Origin of the sequence: Burkholderia sp. MSMB2157WGS, from assembly GCF_001532755.1 — a bacterium.
Taxonomy (GTDB): domain Bacteria; phylum Pseudomonadota; class Gammaproteobacteria; order Burkholderiales; family Burkholderiaceae; genus Burkholderia.
This window is the reverse complement of the sequence record NZ_LPJG01000044.1, coordinates 15,472-37,890: the sequence shown is the minus strand read 5'-3', so window position 1 is coordinate 37,890 and position 22,419 is coordinate 15,472. Positions and strand designations below refer to the sequence as shown.

Sequence of the window (22,419 nt, the reverse complement as noted above, 5' to 3'; positions counted from 1 at the left end):
CTCCTTCAGTGCGGGGGTTAGTGCGCGACGGCGGCGGCGCCGTGCTCGTCGATCAGGTGGCCCGTGTAGAAGCGGTCGAGCGCGAACGGAGCGTTCAGCGGATGCGGTTCGTCGCGGGCGATCGTGTGCGCGAACACCCAGCCCGAACCGGGCGTCGCCTTGAAGCCGCCGGTGCCCCAGCCGCAGTTGAAATACAGGCCCTTCACGTCGGTCTTGGTGATGATCGGGCACGCGTCCGGCGACACGTCGACGATGCCGCCCCACTGGCGGTTCATCCGCACGCGCGAGAACACCGGGAACATCTCGATGATCGCCTGCAGCGTGCTTTCGATGATGTGGAAGCTGCCGCGCTGGCCGAAGCCCGTGTACTGGTCGATACCGGCGCCGATCACGAGGTCGCCCTTGTCGGACTGGCTGATGTACGCGTGCACCGCGTTGGACATGATCACCGAGTTCACCACCGGCTTGATCGGCTCGGACACCAGCGCCTGCAGCGGGTGGCTTTCGATCGGCAGGCGGATGCCGGCCATGTCGGCGAGCGTCGTCGTGTTGCCGGCGGCCACCACCGCGACCTTCTTCGCCTTGATGAACCCCTTCACCGTGTCGACGCCGACCACCGCGCCGCCTTCGCGGCGAATGCCCGTCACCTGGCAGTTCTGGATGATGTCGACGCCGGCGCGGTCCGCGCCGCGTGCGAAGCCCCAGGCCACCGCGTCGTGACGCGCGACGCCCGCGCGGCGCTGGATCGATGCGCCGAGCACCGGGTAGCGGCTGTTCAGGTTGATCGTCGGCTCGATTTCCTTGATCTGCGCGGGCGTCAGGAATTCGGCGTCGACGCCGTTCAGCCGGTTCGCGTTCACGCGGCGCTCGGTGTCGCGCACGTCCTGCAGCGTATGCGCGAGGTTCATCACGCCGCGCTGGCTGAACATCACGTTGTAGTTGAGATCCTGCGACAGGCCTTCCCACAGCTTCATCGCCTTCTCGTACAGTGCGGCCGATTCGTCCCACAGGTAGTTCGAGCGCACGATCGTCGTGTTGCGCGCGGTGTTGCCGCCGCCGATCCAGCCCTTCTCCAGGATCGCGACGTTCGTGATCCCGTGCTCCTTCGCGAGGTAGTACGCGGTCGCGAGGCCGTGGCCGCCGCCGCCGACGATCACGACGTCGTATTCCTTCTTCGGCTCCGGGCTCTTCCACTGCTTCTCCCAGTTCTCGTGATACGAGAGGCCGTTGCGGAACAGGCTGAATATCGAGTAGCGGCTCATGTTTGGATCCTTCGTTAGCATTCGATGACGTTCACGGCGAGGCCGCCGCGCGACGTTTCCTTGTATTTCGTCTTCATGTCGGCGCCGGTTTCGCGCATCGTCTTGATCACGGAATCGAGCGATACGTAGTGCTGGCCGTTGCCCTTGAGCGCCATGCGCGACGCGTTCAGCGCCTTGATCGCGCCCATCGCGTTGCGCTCGATGCACGGGATCTGCACGAGCCCGCCCACCGGATCGCAGGTCATCCCGAGGTTGTGCTCCATGCCGATCTCGGCCGCGTTCTCGACCTGGTCGGGCGTGCCGCCCATCACGGCGGCGAGCGCGGCGGCGGCCATCGAGCACGCGACGCCCACTTCGCCCTGGCAACCGACTTCCGCGCCGGAGATCGACGCGGTTTCCTTGTAGATGATCCCGATCGCCGCGGCCGTCAGCAGGAATTCGACGATGCCGGCTTCGTTCGAGCCCGGCACGAACTTCACGTAGTAGTGCAGCACCGCGGGGATCACGCCGGCCGCGCCGTTGGTCGGCGCGGTGACGACCCGGCCGCCGGCCGCGTTCTCTTCGTTCACGGCCATCGCATACAGGTTGACCCAGTCGAGCATCGACAGCGGGTCGCGCAGCGACTCTTCCGAACGCGCGCGCAGGCGGGCGTTCAGTTCGGCCGCGCGGCGCTTCACGCGCATCGGGCCCGGCAGGTCGCCCTCGACCTTGCAGCCGCGCTCGACGCACGCGGCCATCGTGCGCCAGATCGCCATCAGCCCGGCGCGCACCTCGTCGGCCGGACGCAGCGCGGATTCGTTGCGCAGCATCAGCTCGGCGATCGACAGCCCGTGTTCGCGGCACTGGCGCATCAGGTCGTCGCCGGTGCGGAACGGATACGGCACGTCGACCGCCGCGCGCACGCCGTTCACGCGATCGCCGTCGCGATTCACGACGAAGCCGCCGCCGACCGAGTAATACTCCTTCTCGACGAGCAATTGGCCGTGTTCGTCGAATGCCTGGAAGCGCATCCCGTTCGGGTGCACGATGCCGGTGCCGCTCATCAGCTTGCGATAGAAGCCGATGTGTTCCTTCTCGTCGAAGCGGACCGTCTGCTTGCCGAGCAGCGTCAGCGACTTCTCCGCGCGGATCGCGGCGAGCCGCGGCTCGATCAGGTCGGGATCGATCGTGTCGGGCAGGTGGCCCTCGAGGCCGAGCAGCACGGCCTTGTCGGTGCCGTGGCCCTTGCCGGTCGCGCCGAGCGAGCCGTACAGCTCGACCCGCACGCGGCGCACGAAGCCGAGCAGGTTCGCGTCCTCGACGTGCGACGCGAAGCGGCACGCGGCGATCATCGGTCCGACCGTATGCGAACTGGACGGGCCGATGCCGATCTTGAACAGGTCGAACACGCTGACGTTCATCTGGCTTCCTTTGGGTTGCATGCGTGAAATGTCGTTGGGCCTCAGTACATCAGGGCGTAAAATCGGCCGATAGAACAAAAACGGCATCGGCGTGGGATAGCGCCGCCAAGCGCCGCGCCGGCCGCCCGGAAAGTGCGTTTTGGCGATGGTTCGCGACGAAAAACCACAAGTCCGGCCGCGGCCGATCGGCGACGCTGGCTGCATCCGTGCCGCCCTCCGGTAGCCGTAGCCCGCAAACAGAGTGAAACGAGTGAGACCGCCTTCCCGGCGTGACGAGATTGGCCGCGATGATCCCCGACGTACCCGCTTCCCCCCTCGCAGAACCCGCGCCGCGGCGCCTCCGCTTCGGCATCGTGCTGCTGCCGAACTTCACGCTGACGGCCTTCTCGGGCTTCGTCGACATGCTGCGGCTGTCGGCCGACGACGGCGACTACAGCAAGCCCGTGCGCTGCGCATGGAGCGTGATCGGCGAGACGCTCGCGCCGGTGCGCGCGAGCTGCGGGATCCAGATCACGCCGTGGGAGACGTTCGACGCGGCCGAGCCGTTCGACTACGTGGTGGTGGTCGGCGGGCTGCTGCATTCGGGGCCGCAGGCCGGCCCCGAAACGCTCGACTTCATCCGCCGCGCGGCGACGGGCGGCGCGACGGTCGTCGGCATCTGCACCGGCGTGTTCACGCTGATGCGCGCCGGCGTGCTCGACGGCTATCGCACCTGCGTGAGCTGGTTCCATTACTGGGATTTCATCGAGCGCTTTCCGTCCGCCGATCCCGACCTGCTGATCGCCGACCGGCTGTTCGTGATCGACCGGCGCCGGATCACGTGCTCGGGCGGCCGCGCGTCGATCGACGTCGCCGCCGCGATCCTGCTGCGCCATTTCGATCACGCGACCGTGCAGAAGGCGCTGCGCATCCTGCTCGTCGGCGAGATGCAGAAAGGCAACGCGCCGCAGCCGCATCCGCCGGGCCTCGAACCGGCGACGCATCCGAAGGTCAAGCGCGCGATTCTTCTGATGGAACAGCACGTGGGGCGCGCGCTGCCGCTCGAGGAACTGGCGTGCAAGCTCGACCTGTCGACGCGGCAGCTCGAGCGGCTCTTCAAGGCCGAGACCGGCAAGAGTCCGCAGGCCTTCGCGAAACAGGTGCGACTGCGCACGGCCGCGTGGCTGCTGACGAGCTCGGACCGCACGGTCGCCGATATCGCGTCGAGTTGCGGATTCGCCGATGCGTCGCACCTCGGGCGCGAATTCCGCAAGCAGTTCGGCGTGCCGCCGGCGACCTATCGCGAGCGCGGCGGCGACGTGGCCGAAGTCGATGCGACGCCCGATGCGTCGGTCGACGCCGTCGAGGACATCGCGGACTGACGACTCCGGGGCGCCGGCCCCCTTCCTTGAGCGACTGATTGCAGAACCGACGCGTTCGCATCGCTTTCCGCGTTTTTGGAACCGGTTTCAGTCAATTTAGCCGACGTTGTCCGCTGTAAAGCGAGGGTTATCCCGGATGCTGATGCGCACTCAAATTTGTATGATGACCACATCACCTTACAAACCTGAGCATCATGTTCGAGAAAATTCCGGCCCGCGCGATGAGCGACCATGTCGCGCAGCAACTGCTCAAGCAGATCGAAGTGGGCAGTTTCTCGGCCACCGGCAAGCTGCCGACCGAAGCCGTGCTCGCGCAGGAATTCGGCGTGAGCCGCACCGTGATCCGCGAGGCGATCTCGCGGCTGAAGAACGAAGGCGTGGTCGAGCCGCGCCAGGGCAGCGGCGTGTTCGTGAACCAGCACGGCGCGATCCGGCCGCTGCGCATCGACTACGCGGAAGCCGTCGAGGCGAGCTCGCTGCCGCACCTGCTCGCGGTGCGCCGCGCGATCGAGGCCGAAGTCGCGGCCGAAGCCGCGCTGCACCACACCGACGACGACATGGCCGACATCGACGACGCGCTGCGCAAGATTGACGCAGCGGTGGCCGAAGGGCGCGACGGCGTCGCGGAAGACGTCGCGTTCCACCGCACGATCGCGGCCGTCACCGGCAACCCGTATTTCCTGAAGACGCTGCAATTCCTGAACCAGTACCTCGAAGCCGGCGTGAAGGTCACGCGAGGCAACGAAGCGACGCGCGACGATTTCTCGCGGCAGGTGCGCGACGAGCACGCGGCGATCGCCGACGCGATCCGCGCGCGCGACCCGATGGCCGCCCGCAACGCGGCGCGCACGCACATGTACAACGCCGCCCGCCGCCTCGCGGAAGCCGGCATCTGCTGAAACCGGCGGCGCCCGCCGCCGCTGTCCGGAACCTCTCCCGAATCGATCAAGGTTGACCATGTCAAGAAATGTTGGAGTCATCGGCCTCGGCGCGATGGGCCTCGGCGTCGCACGCTCGCTGCTGCGCGCCGGCCTGCGCGTCCATGCATGCGACGTGCGCGACACCGTGCTGCAGGCATTCGCCGCCGAAGGCGGCATCGCGTGCGCGACGCCGGCCGAACTCGGTGCGCAGTGCGACGTCGTCGTCACGCTCGTCGTCAATGCCGCGCAGACGGAAACGGTGCTGTTCGGCGAACACGGTGCGGTCGCGGCGATGAAGCCCGGCGGCGTCGTGATCGCGAGCGCGACCGTCGCGCCCGAATTCGCGGTCGCGCTCGGCGCGCGCATCGAGGCGGCCGGCCTGCAGATGCTCGACGCGCCGGTGTCGGGCGGCGCCGCGCGCGCGGCCGCCGGCGAGATGACGATGATGACGTCCGGCCCGGCCGCCGCGTATGCGGGCTGCGAGGACGTGCTCGCGGCGATCGCCGGCAAGGTATACCGCCTCGGCGACGCGCACGGCATCGGCTCGAAAGTGAAGATCATCAATCAATTGCTGGCTGGCGTGCATATCGCGGCGGCGGCCGAAGCGATGGCGCTCGGCCTGCGCGAAGGCGTCGATGCCGACGCGCTGTACGACGTGATCACGCACAGCGCCGGCAATTCGTGGATGTTCGAGAACCGCGTGCCGCACATCCTGAACGGCGACTACACGCCGCTGTCGGCCGTCGACATCTTCGTGAAGGATCTCGGCCTCGTGCTCGATACCGCGCGCCGCAGCAAATTCCCGCTGCCGCTGTCGGCCACCGCGCACCAGATGTTCATGAGCGCGTCGAGCGCCGGCCACGGCGGCGAGGACGATTCCGCCGTGATCAAGACTTTCCCCGGCATCACGCTGCCGCCCGCCCGCTGATTCGACCGACGTTCCTGCCATGACCGCTTCCGCTTCCCGTCCCCTGCTCGGCTGCATCGCCGACGATTTCACCGGCGCGACCGATCTCGCGAACATGCTCGTCAAGAGCGGCATGCGCACCGTACAGACGATCGGCGTGCCCGCCGACGGCGCGGCCGCCGACACGATCGTCGACGCCGACGCGATCGTCGTCGCGCTGAAGTCGCGCACGATTCCCGCCGCCGACGCCGTCGCGCAATCCCTCGCCGCGTACGAATGGTTGCGCGCGCAAGGGTGCCGCCAGTTCTTCTTCAAATACTGCTCGACGTTCGATTCGACCGCCGCGGGCAACATCGGGCCGGTGGCCGACGCGCTGCTCGATGCGGCCGGCGGCGACTTCACGATCGCGTGCCCGGCGTTCCCCGAGAACGGCCGCACGATCTATCGCGGCCACCTGTTCGTCGGCGACGTGCTGCTGAACGAATCGGGGATGGAGCATCATCCGCTCACGCCGATGAAGGATGCGAACCTCGTACGCGTGCTGCAGCAGCAGACGAAGTCGCCGGTCGGCCTGATCCGCTACGACACGATCGCGCTCGGCGCGGCCGCCGTGCGCGCGCGGATCGACCAGCTGCGCGCGGAAGGGGTGCGTTTCGCGATCGCCGACGCGCTGTCGGACCGCGACCTCTACGTCCTCGGCGAAGCGTGCGCGGGCCTGCCGCTCGTCACCGGCGGCTCGGGCATCGCGCTCGGCCTGCCCGCGAATTTCCGCCGCGCGGAGCAACTGCCCGAGCGCGACAACGCGGCGTCGCTGCCGCGCATCGACGGCCTGTCGGCCGTGCTCGCCGGCAGCGCGTCGAAGGCGACCCACGCACAGGTCGCCGCGTGGCGCGCGACGCGACCGGCCTTCCGCATCGATCCGCTCGCGGCCTCGCGCGGCGAGCCGGTCGTCGAGCAGGCGCTCGCGTTTGCGCACTCGCACCTGCCGCACCCCGTGCTGATTTATGCAACGGCCACGCCCGACGAAGTAAAAGCCGTGCAGCAAGCGCTCGGCGTCGACGCGGCCGGCCATCTCGTCGAAAGCACGCTCGCGGCGATTGCCCGCGGGCTGCGCGAACTCGGCGTGCGCAAGTTCGTCGTCGCCGGCGGCGAGACGTCCGGCGCGGTCGTGCAGGCGCTCGACGTGAAGTCGCTGCAGATCGGCGCGCAAATCGACCCGGGCGTGCCGGCCACGGCCACCATCGACGCGCAGCCGCTCGGCCTCGCGCTGAAATCCGGCAACTTCGGCACGACGGACTTTTTCGACAAGGCGCTGCGCGCGCTGGACGGAGCCGCACGATGAGCGACGAAGCGAAACTGCGCGAAGAGATCTGCGTGGTCGGCGCGAGCCTGTATGCGCGCGGCCATGCGGTCGGCAGCGCCGGCAACATCAGTTCGCGTCTCGCGGACGGCTGGCTGATCACGCCGACCGACGCCTGCCTCGGCCGGCTCGACCCGAACGACATCGCGAAGGTCGGCGCCGACGGCCAGCCCGTATCGGGCGGCAAGCCGTCGAAGACGCTCGCGCTGCATCGCGGCATCTACGCGCGCAACGCGGACGCGCATGGCGTCGTCCACACGCATTCGACGCATCTCGTCGCGTTGACGCTCGCGGGCGTGTGGCGCGACACCGACGTGCTGCCGCCGATCACGCCGTACTACGTGATGAAGGTCGGCCACATCCCGCTGATCCGTTACCGCCGCCCCGGCGACCCCGCCGTCGCGGCCGAAGTCGCGGCGCTGGCCGACCAGGTGCGCGGCGTGCTGCTCGATCGCCTCGGCCCCGTGATGTGGGGGCCGTCGGTGTCGCATGCGTCGTATGCGCTCGAGGAGCTCGAGGAAACGGCGCGGCTGTGGCTGATGACGCAGCCGAAGCCGGAACCGCTGTCCGACGCCGCGCTCGACGAATTGCGCCGCACCTTCGACGCGCGCTGGTGACGCGCCGCGCACCCGATACCGATTCACCTGCCCGCAGTGTGCGCGGGCCCTTCCGTCAGCACACACATACGAACCGGCAGCCTACGCGCCGCCGGCACACGACGTCCTTGGAGACACGACGATGACTGCTCTCGACGCGGCCGCAAGCCGCTCGCCCGCCGCCGCCCAGTCGGGCGAACTGGACCGCACCTACAGGAAAGTGTTCTGGCGCATCGTGCCGTTCCTGATGCTCTGCTACGTGGTCGCGTATCTCGACCGCGTGAACGTCGGCTTTGCCAAGCTGCAGATGTCGCAGGATCTCGCGTTCAGCGAAACCGTGTTCGGGCTCGGCGCGGGGATTTTCTTCCTCGGCTACTTTCTGTTCGAACTGCCGAGCAACCTGCTGATGCACCGCCTCGGCGCGCGCATCTGGATCGCGCGGATCATGATCACGTGGGGCGTGCTGTCCGCGCTGTTCGCGTTCGTGAAGACGCCGACGCAGTTCTACGTGCTGCGCTTCCTGCTCGGCCTCGCGGAAGCCGGCTTCTATCCGGGCGTGATCCTGTACCTCACGTACTGGTTCCCGTCCCATCGCCGCGCGAAGATCATCGCGGTGTTCATGTCGGCGATTCCGGTGTCGGGCATTTTCGGCAACCCGCTGTCGGGCTGGATCATGGAGCGCTTCCACGGCGGCTCGGGCTTCCACGGCTGGCAATGGATGTTCATGATCGAAGCCGTGCCGGCCGTGCTCGTCGGCATCGCGACGATCCTGTATCTCGACAACGGCATCCGCGGCGCGAAGTGGCTCGACGAGCGCGAGAAGCAGCTGCTCGAAGACGAAATCGCCGCGCAGCCGCAGGAACGGCAGAAGCACGGCCATTCGCTGAAGGCCGTGTTCTCGGACCCGCGCATGTGGTGGATGTCGCTGATCTACTTCGCGTTCGTCACCGGCCAGTACGGGCTCACCTTCTGGATGCCGACGCTCGTGAAATCGACCGGTATCACCGATACGCTGCAGATCGGCCTGCTGTCGGCGATTCCGTTCGTCGTCGCGATCGTCGTGATGAACCTGTTCGGCCACAGCGCGGACAAGCGCCGCGAACGCCGCTGGCACCTGATCGTGCCGGCGCTGATGGGCGCGCTCGGGTTTGCGGTCGCCGCGTCGTACTCGCACAATACGGCCGTGTCGATCGTGTTCCTGTCGCTCGCGGCAGGCGGCGTGCTGACCTGCGCCCCGCTGTTCTGGTCGCTGCCGACCGCGTTCCTCGCAGGCTCCGCGGCCGCGGCCGGGATCGCGATCATCAACTCGGTCGGCAACCTCGCCGGTTTCGCGAGCCCGTACGTGATCGGCTACCTGAAGGACGTCACGCACAGCACGTCGTCCGGCATGTACGTGCTGGCCGCGATGCTCGTGATCGGCGCGATCGCCGTGTGGCTCACGCCCGCGAAACTCGTGAACCGCTGATCCGTCGTCGGCCGATTCGTCATTCGACGCGGGGCGCACGGCGCCCCGCCCCATTCATTCACAGGACCCGCCGTCATGCCACGCTTCGCCGCCAACCTCTCGATGATGTACACCGAGCATGCGTTTCTCGAACGCTTCGCCGCTGCCGCCCACGACGGCTTCAAGGCCGTCGAGTACCTGTTCCCGTACGACTTCGCCGCCGAGGACATCCGCGCGCGCCTCGACGCGCACGGCCTCGAACAGGCGCTGTTCAACGCGCCGCCGGGCGACTGGGCCGCGGGCGAACGCGGCATCGCGTCGCTGCCGGGCCGCGAGGACGACTTCCGCCGCGGCATCGACCAGGCGCTCGACTATGCACGCACGATCGGCAACAAGAAGCTGCACGTGATGGCCGGCATGGTGCCGCCGGGCGCCGATCGCGCGCGCCATCGCGACACCTATCTGTCGAACCTGCGGCATGCGGCGCAAGCGGGCGCCGCGCACGGCATCACGATCCTGATCGAGCCGATCAACCCGCGCGACATGCCCGGCTATTTCCTGAATCGCCAGGACGACGCGCAGGCGATCTGCGCGGAAGTCGGCGCGCCGAACCTGAAGGTGCAGTTCGACTGCTATCACTGCCAGATCGTCGAAGGCGATCTCGCGATGAAACTCGAGCGCGATTTCGCGGGCATCGGCCATATCCAGATCGCGGGCGTGCCGGAACGCCACGAGCCGGACGTCGGCGAACTCAACTACCCGTACCTGTTCGCGCTGATCGACGCGCTCGGCTACGACGGCTGGATCGGCTGCGAATATCGGCCGAAGGCCGGCACGTCCGAAGGCCTCGGCTGGCTCCGGCCGTACCTGTGACTCCCGTATTCCCCGAAAGGATGAAGAACATGAAAGTACTGATCACCGGCGGCGCCGGCTTTCTCGGCCAGCGTCTCGCGCGCAAGCTGCTCGAGCGCGGCGAACTGACCGGCCCTGACGGCCGTGTCGAGACAATCGACGAGCTGGTGCTGCTCGACGTCGTCCAGGGCAGCGATTTCGGCGATGCGCGCGTGACGTGGATCGTCGGCGACATCGCCGATCGCGCGGTGCTCGAACGCGCGATCGACACGCGCACGGGCGCGATCTTCCACCTCGCGGCGATCGTCAGCGGGCAAGCCGAAGCCGATTTCGATCTCGGCATGCGGATCAACCTCGACGCATCGCGCACGCTGCTCGAGGTGTGTCGCGCGCGCGGCCACCGGCCGCGGGTGGTGTTCACGAGCTCCGTCGCGGTGTACGGCGGCGCGCTGCCCGACGTCGTGCAGGACGACACCGCGCTGAACCCGCAATCGTCATACGGCGCCGAGAAGGCGATCGCCGAACTGCTGCTGTGCGACTACGCGCGCCGCGGCTTCGTCGACGGCCGCGTGCTGCGGCTGCCGACCATCAGCGTGCGGCCCGGCCGCCCGAACGCGGCCGCGTCGTCGTTCGCGAGCGGCATCATCCGCGAGCCGCTGAACGGCGAGGAAAGCGTATGCCCGGTGCCCGGCTCGACACGGCTGTGGCTGCTGTCGCCGCGCGGCGCGATCGACGCGCTCGTCGCCGGTTGCGAGATCGATGCCGCGAAGCTCGGCAACAAGCGCGTGATCAATCTGCCGGGGCTGTCGGTGTCGGTCGACGAGATGATCGCGGCGCTGCGCGAAGTCGCGGGCGACGCGGTCGTCAAGCTGATCCGCCATGTGCCCGACGAACGCGTCGAGAAGATCGTCGGCAGTTGGCCGGGCCGCTGGGATACGTCGCGTGCGGAAGCGCTCGGGCTGAAAGGCGACACGTCGTTCGCGGACGTGATCCGCAGCCATCTCGCCGACGAGCGGCGCTGAATCCGGCTGCGTCGCGTCGGGCCGCGTCACTGCGGCCCGGCGGCGTCCCCGGCGGGCAACGGCGCACGTGTCGGTCCACCCGGCCGGGCCGCCGAACCCGCCGCCCACTGCCATGCGATCAGCCCCGGCAGATAGAACAGCAGGTCGCGCACGCGGCGCGCGCCGGCCAACGCGAGACAGGTCGGCGCGTCGAACCCGAGCAGCCCGCCGATCAGCACGAACCCGCCCTCCTGCACCCCCAGGCCGCCCGGCATCAGGAACGCGATGCTGCTCACGAGCTGGATCAGCGCCTCGATCGCCAGTGCCTGCGCAAAGCTCGGATCGGCGCCGAGGAAGACCAGCGCCAGCCAGATTTCCAGCGCATAGCCCGCGAACTGCAGCGTCTGCCAGATCCCGAGATAGCGGACGACCACGCCCGTCTTTCTCCAGATCATCCGGATCGACTGGTCGGTGCGTGCCGATTCGCCGACCAGCGCCACCACCTTGCCGCTCGTGACGCGGTTGAGCACGCGCATCGCGCGTTCGAACGGCCGCGCGTGCTGCACCAGCGCGAACAGCAGCAGCACCGGCACCAGCGCGGCCATGCCGATCGCGAGGTTGGCCGCCACCCGCGCCGCATCGGACGACACGCGTTCGAGCACATAGCCGATCGCGACCAGCGCGAAGATCAGCTGGCTGATCAGCGTGAGCTGCATGTCGGCGACGAGGCTGGCCACGGCGGTCGCCGGACGCACGCCCGCCTGCCGCAGCAATCCGAACGACACGATCTCGCCGCCGATGCGCGCGACCGGCAGCAACCCGTTGATCGATTCGCGGATCCACACGAGTTTCAGCATCGTCGGCAACGACGGCCGGCGCGGACCGCGGATCAGCATCCGCCAGTCCCACGCGTTCGCGAGCATCGGCAGGATGTGCGCGAGCGCGGCGACCAGCAGCCCGGCGCCGGCGGTCCGCAGCCGATGCAGGATGTCTTGCGGATGCTCGCGCCAGACGAGCCACACCGCGAGCGCCAGCCCGCCGAGTGCGATCGCGCGCCCCGCATGGCGAAGCCGCGCGTCGCCGCGCAGGGCGACCCGGCCGGCCGCCGCGGCGTCGAGGTTCGGCTCCGTCGTCATGACTCACCCGCCGGAGACAGCAGGCCTTGCCGGTCGACGCGAAAGCGCGTGCCGCGCCATACGACGTGCGACGAGAAGAAGCTCGATACGAAGATCACGAACTGCAGGAGATCGACGAACGGCAGCCAGAATGCGCGGCGCAGGCCGGCGCCGGTCGCGCGGCTCGTTCTCAGCATCAACCAGGCGCGCGACGCCAGCGCCGCAACCGCGAGCGCACACGCGGCGGCCGTGCCGCCGGAGCACAGCACCGCCAGCAGCGCCAGCGGCACCGGATGCATCAGTACCGATCCGAGATGACCGAGCCGGTCCGCCGCGCGGATCGTGCAGCTCCAACGCAATTCGTGTGCGTACAACCGCGCGAACGTCTCTTCGACACACGCATGCCCGACGACGAACGGCGGAATGACGACCTGCGCGCCCGCTTGCCGCACGGCTTCGCCGAGTGCGTGATCTTCCGCCAGATGATGGGCAAAGCGCGTCAGCCCGCCGATGCGTTCGAGCGTCGCGCGCGTGATGGCGATCGTCTGGCCGAAGCAGGGCCGCGCGCGCCCGATGAAGAGCCCGGTGATCACGCCCGGCAGGAAATGGTAGTTCGTCATCGCCGCGGCGACCCCCGGCCAGAATCCCGGCGCTGCGACGCCGCGATACACGCTCGTCACGATGCCGACATCCGGCTGCTGTAGCGCACCGACGACGGCGCGCAGATAATCGCACTCGACCACCACGTCGCTGTCGGCGAGACAGAGCACCGAATGCTCCGCGTGTTCGAGCATGTTCACGAGATTGGCGATCTTGCGGTTCGGCCCGTACAGCCGCGCATCGGCGACGACCTTGACGTTCGCGCCCGGATACCGCGCGCGCAACGTCTCGACCGCCGCGAGTGCCGCGTCGCCCGCATCGTGCACGCCGAACAGGTGCTGCACCGGCCCCGGATAATCCTGCACGAAGTAGCTTTCGAGATGCTGTACGAGATCCCATTCGTCGCCGTGCAGCGGCTGCGCGACGGTGACGCCCGGATACGTGCGCGGCGGCGCCATCGCCCGGGAAAAGAACCGGCCGACCAGCACGCCCGCCGTAAGCGTGTACGCGACGCCCAGCACCACGGCGAGCCCGCAGACGATCGACATCGCGCCGGCCAGCGCGCGCAGCACATGCAACACAACCATGCTTTCCCCCGGTGATGACCCGTACGACCACAATGGCAGCGAACGGCGGCGCACACGCGGGCTCACCCATGCACGCCGCCGTACCGGTTCCCGTTGAGCCGGATATGAAGAACGACCAGCCGACGGTACGCGCAATCGGATGACACGACTACCGTGCGGCGATCGATTCCGGTCACACGCACGCAACCGCACGCCAGCGCAGCCTTGAACGCCGCGTCGGCAAGCTTACGGGCCGACAGGATCGCGGCGGCGACGGCAACGACGGTCCAGACGCGGAACGTCATCGTGGTGAAAAATGCTTCGGGTACGCGCCATGCAAGCAACGAAACCAGCACGAAGCATTGAATGAACATGGCGGCGAGTGCGGCGATCAGCAGGTGGGCGCGCCAGCGCTCGATCGTCGAGGATGCCATCAGGATCGAACCTCCCGTACGGGCGACGCGCATCGAACGGATATCGGTCGAAAGGGGCGCGGGTTGGCGCCCGGGTGCGGGCGGCTCGCGCCGGACGCGCCCGAGCGATTCGGGATCGGGGGAAGCGGAACGCCGCCCCGGAAATGTCGTCGCCGATGGTAACGGGATTGCCGGCGCCAAACCTTAAGCGTTCTTCAGAATCGGCCGACATTTGCGGCAGCGCAATTACAATCCGTTTCACGGTCCGCAGAGTCATGCTCGTACAATCGCAGACGCCTGCACCCCGAATCGACCATGCGACTCCTCCTTGTTGAAGACGACGACCTGATCGGCAGCGGCCTGGAGACCAGCCTGAGCCAGGCCGGCTATCACGTCGACTGGTTGCGCGACGGTCATGCGGCCGCGGCAGCGCTCGCGACGACGCGCTTCGCACTCGTCGTGCTCGATCTCGGGCTGCCCGGCAAATCGGGCACGGAACTGCTGCGCGCGCTGCGCGAGGCCGGCGATACGGTCCCCGTGCTGGTGCTGACCGCACGCGGCACCGTGGCGGACCGTGTGCGCGGCCTCGACGACGGCGCGGACGACTATCTCGCGAAACCGTTCGAATTGTCCGAAGTGCTCGCCCGCTGCCGCGCGCTCGTGCGGCGCTCGCAGGGCCGTGCCGGCGACGAGATCGTATGGCGCGACATCACGATCGACCTGACCGCGCATACCGTGACGCGCCATGCGGCGCGCATTGCGCTCACGTCGCGCGAGTGGGCGATCCTCGTTCAGCTCGTCACGCACCCGGGCATCCCGCAGTCGCGCGCGCGTCTCGAGGACGGCCTGTACGGCTGGCAGGAAGGCATCGAAAGCAATGCGATCGAGGTCCATGTGTCGAACCTGCGCAAGAAGCTCGGCTCGGAATTGATCCGTACCGTCCGCGGTATCGGCTACGTGGTCGAACTTCCATGATCGCCGGCTCGATACGGCGCCGCGTGTCGCTGATGGCGATCGGTTGCGTGACCGTCGTCTGGCTCGTCGCCGTGTTCGGCAGCTTCCGGCACGCGACACGCGAGATCGGCGAATGGCAAGACGCGCGCCTCGCCGAATACGCGTCGCTGCTCGTCGATCTGTCGGCGGCCGACCTCGGCCGTCTCGCGCGCTTCCCGCCCGACGCCCGCGTCGAACTGGCCCGCGGCGATGCGAAGTCCGGCCCCGATGCCGACGGCGATCGCGTGCCGCGCGACGTGCTGTTCGAGGTGCGCGACGCACAGGGCAACGTCGTCGCGTCGAGCCTGCCGGCCGACGCCACCGGTTTGCCGGACGCGCCCGGCGCGTCCGGCAAACCGGAAACGATCGTCATTCGCGACGTGCGATGGCGCACGCACGCGCTGCGCGCGCCCGCGTCGGGGCGCCGGGTGCGCGTGATGGAGATGTCGAATACGCGCAGCGATCTGGCCACCGGCATCGCACGCGGCATCGTCCAGCCGCTCGTCATCGCACTGCCGCTGCTGGCGCTGCTGCTGTGGGTGACGATCGAGCGCAGTCTCGCCCCGCTGAAGACGCTGTCCACGCTGATCGGCGCACGCGATGCCCGATCGCTCGAACCGCTCGGCATCGCGACCGTGCCGGACGAAGTCCGCACGCTGGTCGACTCGATCGATCGCCTGCTCGCGAGGCTGCGGCAATCGATCGTCCGGGAGCGCGCGTTCACGTCCGACGCCGCGCACGAACTGAAGACGCCGCTCGCCGCGATCAAGGTGCAGGCCCAGGTGGCCATCGCGACCGACGATCCCGCGCGCAAGCAACTGGCGATGCAGCGCGTCGTGCAGGGCGTCGACCGCAGTGCGCGGCTCGCCGAACAATTGCTGCTGCTCGCACGGCTCGACGAGTACGAACGCATTCCGGCGCGTGCCCTCGTCGTGCGCGAACTCGTCGATGCCGCTGTCGACCGCCATCTGTCGAAAGCCGCGGACAAGGCCATCGACATCGTGTGTGGCGACCTGTCTGCACGGATGATCGACGCCGATCCGATCCTGATCGGCATCCTGCTCGACAATCTCGTCGACAACGCGATCAAGTACGGCCGCCCTGGCGGACGCATCGAACTCGGCGTACACGACGACGGCCCGCAGCAATGCATCGTCGTGCGCGACGACGGGCCGGGCGTCGCGCCCGGCGAGCGCGAACGGCTCGGCGACCGGTTCTATCGCGGCAGCGGCACGCCGTCGCCCGGCAGCGGGCTCGGACTGTCGATCGTGATCCGCATCGCGCAATACTTCGGCGGCACCGTCCGGTTCGAATCCGGCATCGGCGGCCACGGCCTCGGCGTGGCGATCACGCTGCCGTCGGCGGATGCAGGCCGACCGGCGCCGCGTGCTTAACGTTTCGTTAAGGATTCGGCCGTAGAATCCGCCGCACGCTGCCCCGCCATGCCCGTCAGGAGCCTTCATGTCCACACCCACTCGTTACGACGCCGTTGCCCGTTTTCTTCACTGGTTGATCGTGGCGCTGGTCGTCGCGCAATACGCGATCGGCTGGACGATGCCCGACGTGCATCGCGACACGCAGCCGGTCGGCCTGATCGCCGCGCACCTGATCGTCGGCACGGCGCTGCTCGCGGCGATGGCATGCCGCGTGCTGTGGCGTGCGACGCATCGCCCGCCTGCCAGCGAGCTGTCGCCCGCGATGCGCGCGCTGTCCGGCATCACGCACGGCGCACTCTACCTGCTGCTGATCGCGGTGCCGCTGCTCGGATGGATCAACGCGTCGTCGCGCGCGTGGGCCGTGACGCTCGTCGGCATCCTTCCGTTGCCGGCGCTGTCGGCGGCCGGCTCGGGGTTCGGTCACGCGATGGGCGACGTGCACGGCATTCTCGCGTGGGTCCTGTTCGCCGGCATCTGCGTGCACGTGGCGGCCGCGCTGATGCACCGCTTCGTGCTGCGCGACCAGGTCGTGCAGCGCATGATGCCGTGGTGATCGATCGCGCCGCCGGTCGGAACCGGTTGACGAGTTGATCGCGACGCCGCGCAAAGCGGTGCGCCACGACCGGCGTCTCAGCCGGCGCCCTTCGGGCACGTCGCGCGGCGCGAAGCGCGTGCGATTTGCCGTCCCGCGAACACGGCGGCCAGCCGTGACACACGATCATGTCGACACCTAGTCGCCGGTTTGCGCCGGCATACCGGCGTCCGGTGCGTGCGCAACCGACGCCGCCATGCGCGCCCGTTCCTGCTCGGCGAGCTTCGCTTCCGCAGCCTGGATGTCGGCCGGATACTCGCCGTCGTCGCCCTTCGCCGGGTCGTACCCGGCCGCTTCCAGACGCATCAACTCCTCGCGAACCTGCGCACGCGTGAGCGGCGCGGCCGATTGTGCGAATGCTGCCTGACCGGCGATTGAGCCAACCATAGTCAGGACTGCGATATAAGTTTTCATCATGAACTCCTTCAATGTGACGTATCGATCGACCACGGGATACGCGTGACCTGCGGACGCAGGCGGCTGGATCAGCTTCCGAAATAGATCGCGCAGAAGCTCGCGGGGCCGACGCAGGCGGCGGCGCCTCGATGGGGCGACATCGCCGCCGGCTTGCCCGCTTCGGACGACATGGCCGGATCGCCGCCGACTGCCGTGCTGGCCTGCCGCTGCGGCAACTGATCGGCCTGCTGCCGGAACAGCGAGCTCACATCCGGATACGACGTATCGGTCACGAAGCGCAGCCCGTTGTTTTCCGCATCGACCAGTTCCTGCCGGACCTGTTCGCGCGTGAGCGCCTGTGCCGACGCTTGCGTCGCGACACCTGCGAGAGACATCGCCGCCATCGTGGCGGCCACCAGCCAGTGCTTGTTCATGTTCCACTCCTTCGGAAGTCAACGAGACGACGTGCTACACCCGTATGACGACGGACGAGGCGTGTTTATTCCCGGCCCGTCGGGCCGCCCCCGCCGGACCTTCATCGAACTGTCATTCATTCGTCAGCCGGCGTAACGTGACGTAACGCAGCGCCCGTCGTGCTTCGGGCAGACTGACCACCACTTCATCCGGACCGCTCATCGATCGACCATGTCCGCCGCTTACGACCATGCAGCCGCCCTGCTGCGCAGGCTGTACGACCGCCATATCGACAGCGGTGCGGTGCTCGACACGGCCGCGTTCCCGGATGCCGAGCGATTCGTGCGCGCGTGGCCCGCGATCCGTGCGGAGGCGCTCGACGTCGCACGCGACATGCCGCGCATCCCGCGCTTTCACGACATCATGCGCGAGCAGTACGACATCTCGGCCAACGACGCACGCGACTGGCGCATGTTCATCATGCAGGCGTACGGACAGCCGTTTGCGCGCAACCTGTCGCGCTGCCCGACCGTCGCGTCGCTCGTCGCGGCGTCGCCGGACGTGCTGTCCGCGTCGCTGTCGTTCCTCGCGCCCGGCAAGCACATCCCGCCGCATCGCGGACCGTTTCGCGGCATCCTGCGCGGGTACCTTGTGCTGTCGATGCCCAGGCGCGCGGACGGCACGCCGGCCGCCGTGCTGAAGGTCGACGGCCGCGAATACCGGCTCGACGAAGGCCGCTTCCTGCTGTGGGACGACACGTTCACGCACGAGGTATGGAACGACAGCGACGCCGTGCGGATCGTGCTGCTGCTCGATATCCGCCGGCGCGGGATGCCGCGCTGGCTCACGTGGCTGTCGACGGCGGTGATCGGCGTCGTGCGGCTCGGCATCCGGATCAGGGGGCGGTCGATTCCGGTCTAGCCGCCGCTTCGCGCGCGCCAGCGCCGTTCCCTCCGCCGTTTCCCCTTTCGGCGCCCGCCGGATCGCCTAAACTACAAGCCGTCCCTTCGTGCGGCTCCTGCCAGCTACCGCCATGGCGCATCTCTTCTTCGCCGCATCGATCCAGCGGCATGTCGAAACGCCCGAGCGCGACATCGACGCGCACACGGTCGGCGAAGCATTCGACACCATTTTCAGCGAGCAACCGCGGCTGCGCGGCTACATCGTCGACGACCAGGGCGCGCTGCGAAAGCACCTGTCGGTGTTCATCGACGGCCAGCCGATCCGCGACCGGCAGCGCCTGTCCGACGCGCTCGAGGCCGCCAGCCGCGTATATGTCGTGCAGGCGCTGACCGGCGGATAAAGGGACCGATGCACCGCCGCATTCCCTCATACCGAGCGCCGTCGCGCCAAGGCGGACCATCCGGAGACATCGCATGAACGATCGACTGCTCGTCGCCACCCGCAAGGGCCTGTTCGTCCTGCAACCCGACGGTCATGACGGCTGGACGCTCGGCGAACCGCATTTCATCGGCGAGCCCGTCAGCATGGCGCTCGCCGACCCGCGCGACGGCACGCTGTATGCGGCGCTCAATCTCGGCCATTTCGGCGTGAAGCTGCACCGGCTGCGCGCAGGCGCCACCGACTGGGAGGAATGTGCGGCCCCGGTTTATCCGCCGCAGCCCGCCGACGCGTCGGCCGCCCGCACCGACACGCACACGGGCAGCGGCGACGCCGACGACGAGCCTGCGGGGCCGCCGCAGCCGCCGTGGACGCTTCAGCAGATCTGGTCGCTCGAAGCCGGCGGCACCGACGAGCCCGGCGTACTGTGGGCCGGCACAATTCCCGGCGGCCTGTTCCGCTCCGACGACCACGGCGATTCATGGGTACTCAACCGCGCGCTGTGGGATCGCCCCGAACGCGCCGAATGGGGCGGCGGCGGGTACGACGCGCCGGGCATCCATTCGGTGATGGTCGATCCGCGCGACAGCCGGCACGTCGCCGTCGGCATCTCGTGCGGCGGCGTCTGGCAGACCGTCGACGGCGGCGCGACGTGGCGCGTGACCGCGGAAGGCATGGAAGCCGACTACATGCCGCCCGAGCGACGCGGCGAGCCGAACATGCAGGATCCGCACCGCGTCGTGCAGTGCGCGGCCAATCCGGACGTGCTGTGGACGCAGCATCACTGCGCGATCTTCCGCTCGACCGACGGCGGCGAACACTGGCGCCGCATTGAAGCGCAACCGTCGAGCTTCGGTTTCGCGGTGGCCGTGCATCCGCACGAACCGGATACCGCGTGGTTCGTGCCGGCCGTGAAGGACGAATGCCGGATTCCGGTGAACGGCCGGTTCGTCGTCACGCGCACACGCGACGGCGGCCGCAGTTTCGAGAGCCTGTCGAATGGGTTGCCGGCATCGCCCGCGTACGACCTCGTGTACCGGCATGGGCTCGCGGTGGACGATTCCGGCACGCGCCTCGCGATGGCCTCGACGACGGGCGGGTTATGGACGTCCGTCGATGGCGGCGACCATTGGCGACAGGTATCGGCGCATTTGCCGCCGGTGTATTGCGTCAGGTTCGGGTAGCGGCGCGAGACGCGTCGGGCGCCATCCGCGCCACCGCATCGCGCGTCCGTGCGATTTCCGCGTCGAGCCAGTCGAGAAACCGCCTGACCTGCGGCTCGCGCTCGCGCCCCGGCCGGCACAGCGCGACGAAGCGCGCACCGTCGAGCCGCACCGCGGGCTCGATCGGCATCAACGCACCGCGCTCGACATGCTCGGCGGCCAGCACCGAACTGAGCAGCGCGATACCCTGCCCGTGCAGCACGGCCTGCAATGCGTAATGCTCGTCGTCGTAATGGCGAAACACCGCGCGTTCGAGCCACGCCTGCCGGCCCGCCGCACGACACCACGACGCCCAGTCGACCGACACGGGCAGCGGCGTATCCCACACGGTCTCGATCAGGTCGAGCGGCTCGTCGGTGCGATCCGCGTCGAAGCCGGCGGCCGCATACGCGCCGAAATACTCGTCGATCAACGCAATCTCGTGCAGCGCGGGAAACTGGCGCGACGTCGCGCGAATCGCGAGATCGATCCGCGCATCGCGTTCGAGATCGACGAGCGCGTTCCCCGTTTCGACCTTGATGTGCAGGTGCGGATCGACGCGGCGAAACGCACCGAGACGGGGAATCAGCCACATCGCCGCAAAGGCCGGCGTGGTGGTCAGCACGAGCGGGCGCTCGTCGGCCGCATCCGGACGCACGGCGTCGAGCCCGCGGCTCAATGCCAGCAACGCATCGTGACTCGCGCGGAACAGCCGCTCGCCTTCTTCGGTCAACCGCACGCCGCCCACGCCGCGCTCGAACAGCAGCACGCCGACGCGGCTCTCCAGCGACTTGATCTGGTGCGACACGGCAGCCGGCGTCACGGACAGCTCGTCCGCGGCGGCCTTGAACGTGCCCAGCCGTGCCGACGATTCGAATACGCGCAAAGCGGTCAGGGGGATTTTCGAGAACACGGAGCCTCGCGGGCCGGATGCGGCCGGGTTGAATTCGATTCAATCGGGGTGAGATTAGGTGAATTGAAGCGGGTGCGCAACGCGGCTAGCCTTGCGGGACGTCGCGGCATGGCGCCGCCGTCGAACCGGAGGAACCCCGTGCAAGGCCTACCGCGCAGGATCACGCAGGCGGTGCTCTACGAAGCGATCGCCATTTCCTGCATTTCGCCCGCGATCGCGGCGATCTTCCAGCAGGACCTCGTCTATTCGGGTGCGCTGTCGGCGACGATGTCGGCGATCGCGATGCTGTGGAACATGATCTTCAACGCGCTGTTCGAACGCTGGGAAGCGTCGCGGCGGCAACCGGCGCGTACGCTCGGGCGGCGGATCCTGCACGCCACCGGCTTCGAAGGCGGGCTGATCTTCATCCTCGTGCCGGTCGTGTCGTGGTGGCTCGACATCTCGTGGCTCGATGCGTTCGTCGTCGATATCGGGCTGTTCGCGTTCTTCTTCTGCTACGCGTTCGTGTTCCAGTGGGTGTTCGATCGCGTGTTCGACGCGCCGGCGGCGACGAAGGGGTCGTGAACGGGCGCTTGGGTCCTGCTCGCGCTAATCGCGCGCTTGCGCCGGCCCTACGCCCCCGCGGCAATTTTCGGCAACTGCCAGCCGAAGCGCACCGCCGCCATCCGCAGCGCAAAGCACGCGACGCCGCCGAGCACGGCCGCGACGACGGGCGGGCAACCGAGTCGCCGGCACGACACGACGACGACCGCGCCGAGCAACGCCGCGCTCGCATAGATATCCGTGACCAGCACGACCGGTATCCGCGCGAGCAGCAGATCGCGCACGACGCCGCCTCCGCAGCCGGTCACGGCGCCCATCAGCGTCGCAATGAACGGGTGGACGCGGAATTCGAGCGCCTTCACCGCGCCCGCGACCGCGAACAATGCGAGGCCGGCCGCATCGAGCGTCGTCAGCAGCGACGGCGAGAACGACGCGACCCGTGCATGAAACACGAATGCGAACAGTCCGGCGGCAAACGCGAGCGCCGGATAACGCCAGTCGCTCACGGCGCTCGGCGGGCGGGCGCCGATCAGCAGGTCGCGAATCACGCCGCCGCCGAGCGCGACGACGAGCGACAGCACCATCACCCCGAACAGATCGAGTCCGGCGCCGATCGCCGCATTGGCGCCTTCGATCGCGAACACCGCCGTGCCCGCGAGATCGGCGGCGAGCACGACTTGCCCGATGCGGTTCATGCGAATGAACGGCCGAAGTATCGGAGCGTCCGGTTGCGGCCTGCGTCGACCGAAGCGGTCGCGCCGTTCGGCCGCGTGCCGGCTGCGTGTAGCCGTC

At 68.4% G+C, this 22,419-nt stretch carries 24 protein-coding genes; 15 read left to right on the top strand and 9 right to left on the bottom strand.

Annotated elements, in window-relative coordinates; all coding sequences use genetic code 11:
• Positions 1-17: 17 nt before the first annotated feature.
• Both WT53_RS26820 and WT53_RS26815 read right to left on the bottom strand, forming a co-directional pair.
• Entirely contained in the window at positions 18-1,262 is a 1,245-nt protein-coding gene (locus tag WT53_RS26820) for a sarcosine oxidase subunit beta family protein (protein ID WP_034204196.1), read from the bottom strand.
• A gap of 14 nt (positions 1,263-1,276) precedes the next feature.
• Positions 1,277-2,662, bottom strand: a complete 1,386-nt coding sequence (locus WT53_RS26815; RefSeq protein ID WP_034204195.1) for an L-serine ammonia-lyase — start codon at positions 2,660-2,662, stop codon at positions 1,277-1,279.
• 287 nt (positions 2,663-2,949) lie between these two features.
• Here WT53_RS26815 and WT53_RS26810 point away from each other — a divergent pair, with 287 nt between their 5' ends.
• The 8 genes from WT53_RS26810 to denD all read left to right on the top strand — a co-directional run bounded on the left by WT53_RS26810 (position 2,950) and on the right by denD (position 11,124).
• Positions 2,950-4,023: a GlxA family transcriptional regulator gene (locus WT53_RS26810; protein WP_034206111.1), complete on the top strand. Its 1,074-nt coding sequence runs from the start codon at positions 2,950-2,952 to the stop codon at positions 4,021-4,023.
• A 194-nt stretch (positions 4,024-4,217) separates the two neighbouring features.
• Entirely contained in the window at positions 4,218-4,922 is a 705-nt protein-coding gene (locus tag WT53_RS26805; protein WP_034204194.1) for a FadR/GntR family transcriptional regulator, read from the top strand.
• Between the two features lie 58 nt (positions 4,923-4,980).
• Positions 4,981-5,871, top strand: coding sequence for an L-threonate dehydrogenase (ltnD, locus tag WT53_RS26800; RefSeq protein ID WP_034204193.1), 891 nt, complete (start codon positions 4,981-4,983; stop codon positions 5,869-5,871).
• A gap of 19 nt (positions 5,872-5,890) precedes the next feature.
• A complete protein-coding gene (gene otnK, locus WT53_RS26795; RefSeq protein ID WP_034204192.1) occupies positions 5,891-7,192 on the top strand; it encodes a 3-oxo-tetronate kinase in 1,302 nt (433 codons plus the stop codon).
• Positions 7,189-7,827 carry an aldolase gene (locus tag WT53_RS26790; protein ID WP_034204191.1) on the top strand — a complete coding sequence of 213 codons (639 nt, stop codon included), beginning with the start codon at positions 7,189-7,191 and terminating at the stop codon, positions 7,825-7,827. The genes otnK and WT53_RS26790 overlap by 4 nt, the downstream gene beginning before the upstream one ends.
• Positions 7,828-7,948: 121 nt before the next feature.
• Positions 7,949-9,271, top strand: coding sequence for an MFS transporter (locus WT53_RS26785; protein ID WP_034204190.1), 1,323 nt, complete (start codon positions 7,949-7,951; stop codon positions 9,269-9,271).
• 75 nt (positions 9,272-9,346) lie between these two features.
• Positions 9,347-10,123, top strand: a complete 777-nt coding sequence (gene otnI / locus WT53_RS26780; RefSeq protein WP_034204189.1) for a 2-oxo-tetronate isomerase — start codon at positions 9,347-9,349, stop codon at positions 10,121-10,123.
• Positions 10,124-10,152: 29 nt separating this feature from the next.
• On the top strand, positions 10,153-11,124 hold the full coding sequence (gene denD / locus WT53_RS26775; RefSeq protein WP_034206110.1) for a D-erythronate dehydrogenase: 972 nt from the start codon (positions 10,153-10,155) through the stop codon (positions 11,122-11,124).
• Between the two features lie 26 nt (positions 11,125-11,150).
• On the opposite strand, the gene WT53_RS26770 is transcribed toward denD, so the two are convergent.
• From WT53_RS26770 to WT53_RS26760, 3 genes are all read right to left on the bottom strand, one after another.
• Positions 11,151-12,239, bottom strand: coding sequence for a lysylphosphatidylglycerol synthase domain-containing protein (locus WT53_RS26770; RefSeq protein ID WP_034204188.1), 1,089 nt, complete (start codon positions 12,237-12,239; stop codon positions 11,151-11,153).
• The gene (gene hpnI, locus WT53_RS26765) at positions 12,236-13,405 is read right to left on the bottom strand and encodes a bacteriohopanetetrol glucosamine biosynthesis glycosyltransferase HpnI (RefSeq protein ID WP_060262317.1); all 1,170 of its coding nucleotides are present in this window, start codon (positions 13,403-13,405) and stop codon (positions 12,236-12,238) included. The genes WT53_RS26770 and hpnI overlap by 4 nt, the downstream gene beginning before the upstream one ends.
• Positions 13,406-13,467: 62 nt before the next feature.
• Positions 13,468-13,851 carry a hypothetical protein gene (locus WT53_RS26760; RefSeq protein WP_034204186.1) on the bottom strand — a complete coding sequence of 128 codons (384 nt, stop codon included), beginning with the start codon at positions 13,849-13,851 and terminating at the stop codon, positions 13,468-13,470.
• A gap of 261 nt (positions 13,852-14,112) precedes the next feature.
• On the opposite strand from WT53_RS26760, the gene WT53_RS26755 reads away from it, so the two are divergent.
• From WT53_RS26755 to WT53_RS26745, 3 genes are all read left to right on the top strand, one after another.
• On the top strand, positions 14,113-14,772 hold the full coding sequence (locus WT53_RS26755; protein ID WP_060262315.1) for a response regulator: 660 nt from the start codon (positions 14,113-14,115) through the stop codon (positions 14,770-14,772).
• Positions 14,769-16,184: an ATP-binding protein gene (locus WT53_RS26750; protein WP_060262313.1), complete on the top strand. Its 1,416-nt coding sequence runs from the start codon at positions 14,769-14,771 to the stop codon at positions 16,182-16,184. Before WT53_RS26755 ends, WT53_RS26750 begins: the two co-directional genes overlap by 4 nt.
• A gap of 67 nt (positions 16,185-16,251) precedes the next feature.
• The gene (locus WT53_RS26745; RefSeq protein WP_034204183.1) at positions 16,252-16,779 is read left to right on the top strand and encodes a cytochrome b; all 528 of its coding nucleotides are present in this window, start codon (positions 16,252-16,254) and stop codon (positions 16,777-16,779) included.
• 177 nt (positions 16,780-16,956) lie between these two features.
• Here WT53_RS26745 and WT53_RS26740 read toward each other — a convergent pair whose 3' ends face one another.
• Both WT53_RS26740 and WT53_RS26735 read right to left on the bottom strand, forming a co-directional pair.
• Complete coding sequence (locus tag WT53_RS26740; RefSeq protein WP_034206109.1) at positions 16,957-17,232, bottom strand: DUF4148 domain-containing protein; 276 nt, start codon at positions 17,230-17,232, stop codon at positions 16,957-16,959.
• A 71-nt stretch (positions 17,233-17,303) separates the two neighbouring features.
• Positions 17,304-17,648 carry a DUF4148 domain-containing protein gene (locus tag WT53_RS26735; RefSeq protein WP_060262310.1) on the bottom strand — a complete coding sequence of 115 codons (345 nt, stop codon included), beginning with the start codon at positions 17,646-17,648 and terminating at the stop codon, positions 17,304-17,306.
• 211 nt (positions 17,649-17,859) lie between these two features.
• Between WT53_RS26735 and WT53_RS26730 the strand changes: the two genes are divergently transcribed.
• The 3 genes from WT53_RS26730 (at position 17,860) to WT53_RS26720 (ending at position 20,153) form a co-directional block, all read left to right on the top strand.
• Positions 17,860-18,549 carry an aspartyl/asparaginyl beta-hydroxylase domain-containing protein gene (locus tag WT53_RS26730; protein ID WP_060262308.1) on the top strand — a complete coding sequence of 230 codons (690 nt, stop codon included), beginning with the start codon at positions 17,860-17,862 and terminating at the stop codon, positions 18,547-18,549.
• Positions 18,550-18,661: 112 nt separating this feature from the next.
• Positions 18,662-18,931, top strand: coding sequence for a MoaD/ThiS family protein (locus tag WT53_RS26725; RefSeq protein ID WP_034204180.1), 270 nt, complete (start codon positions 18,662-18,664; stop codon positions 18,929-18,931).
• A gap of 73 nt (positions 18,932-19,004) precedes the next feature.
• Positions 19,005-20,153, top strand: coding sequence for a hypothetical protein (locus WT53_RS26720; RefSeq protein WP_060262306.1), 1,149 nt, complete (start codon positions 19,005-19,007; stop codon positions 20,151-20,153).
• Here WT53_RS26720 and WT53_RS26715 read toward each other — a convergent pair.
• On the bottom strand, positions 20,140-21,084 hold the full coding sequence (locus tag WT53_RS26715) for a LysR substrate-binding domain-containing protein (RefSeq protein WP_060262304.1): 945 nt from the start codon (positions 21,082-21,084) through the stop codon (positions 20,140-20,142). The two genes, WT53_RS26720 and WT53_RS26715, sit on opposite strands and share 14 nt — an antisense overlap.
• Before the next feature lie 138 nt (positions 21,085-21,222).
• Between WT53_RS26715 and WT53_RS26710 the strand changes: the two genes are divergently transcribed.
• A complete protein-coding gene (locus WT53_RS26710; RefSeq protein WP_060262360.1) occupies positions 21,223-21,648 on the top strand; it encodes a PACE efflux transporter in 426 nt (141 codons plus the stop codon).
• Positions 21,649-21,695: 47 nt separating this feature from the next.
• On the opposite strand, the gene WT53_RS26705 is transcribed toward WT53_RS26710, so the two are convergent.
• Entirely contained in the window at positions 21,696-22,322 is a 627-nt protein-coding gene (locus WT53_RS26705) for a trimeric intracellular cation channel family protein (protein ID WP_059823438.1), read from the bottom strand.
• Positions 22,323-22,419: the final 97 nt, after the last annotated feature.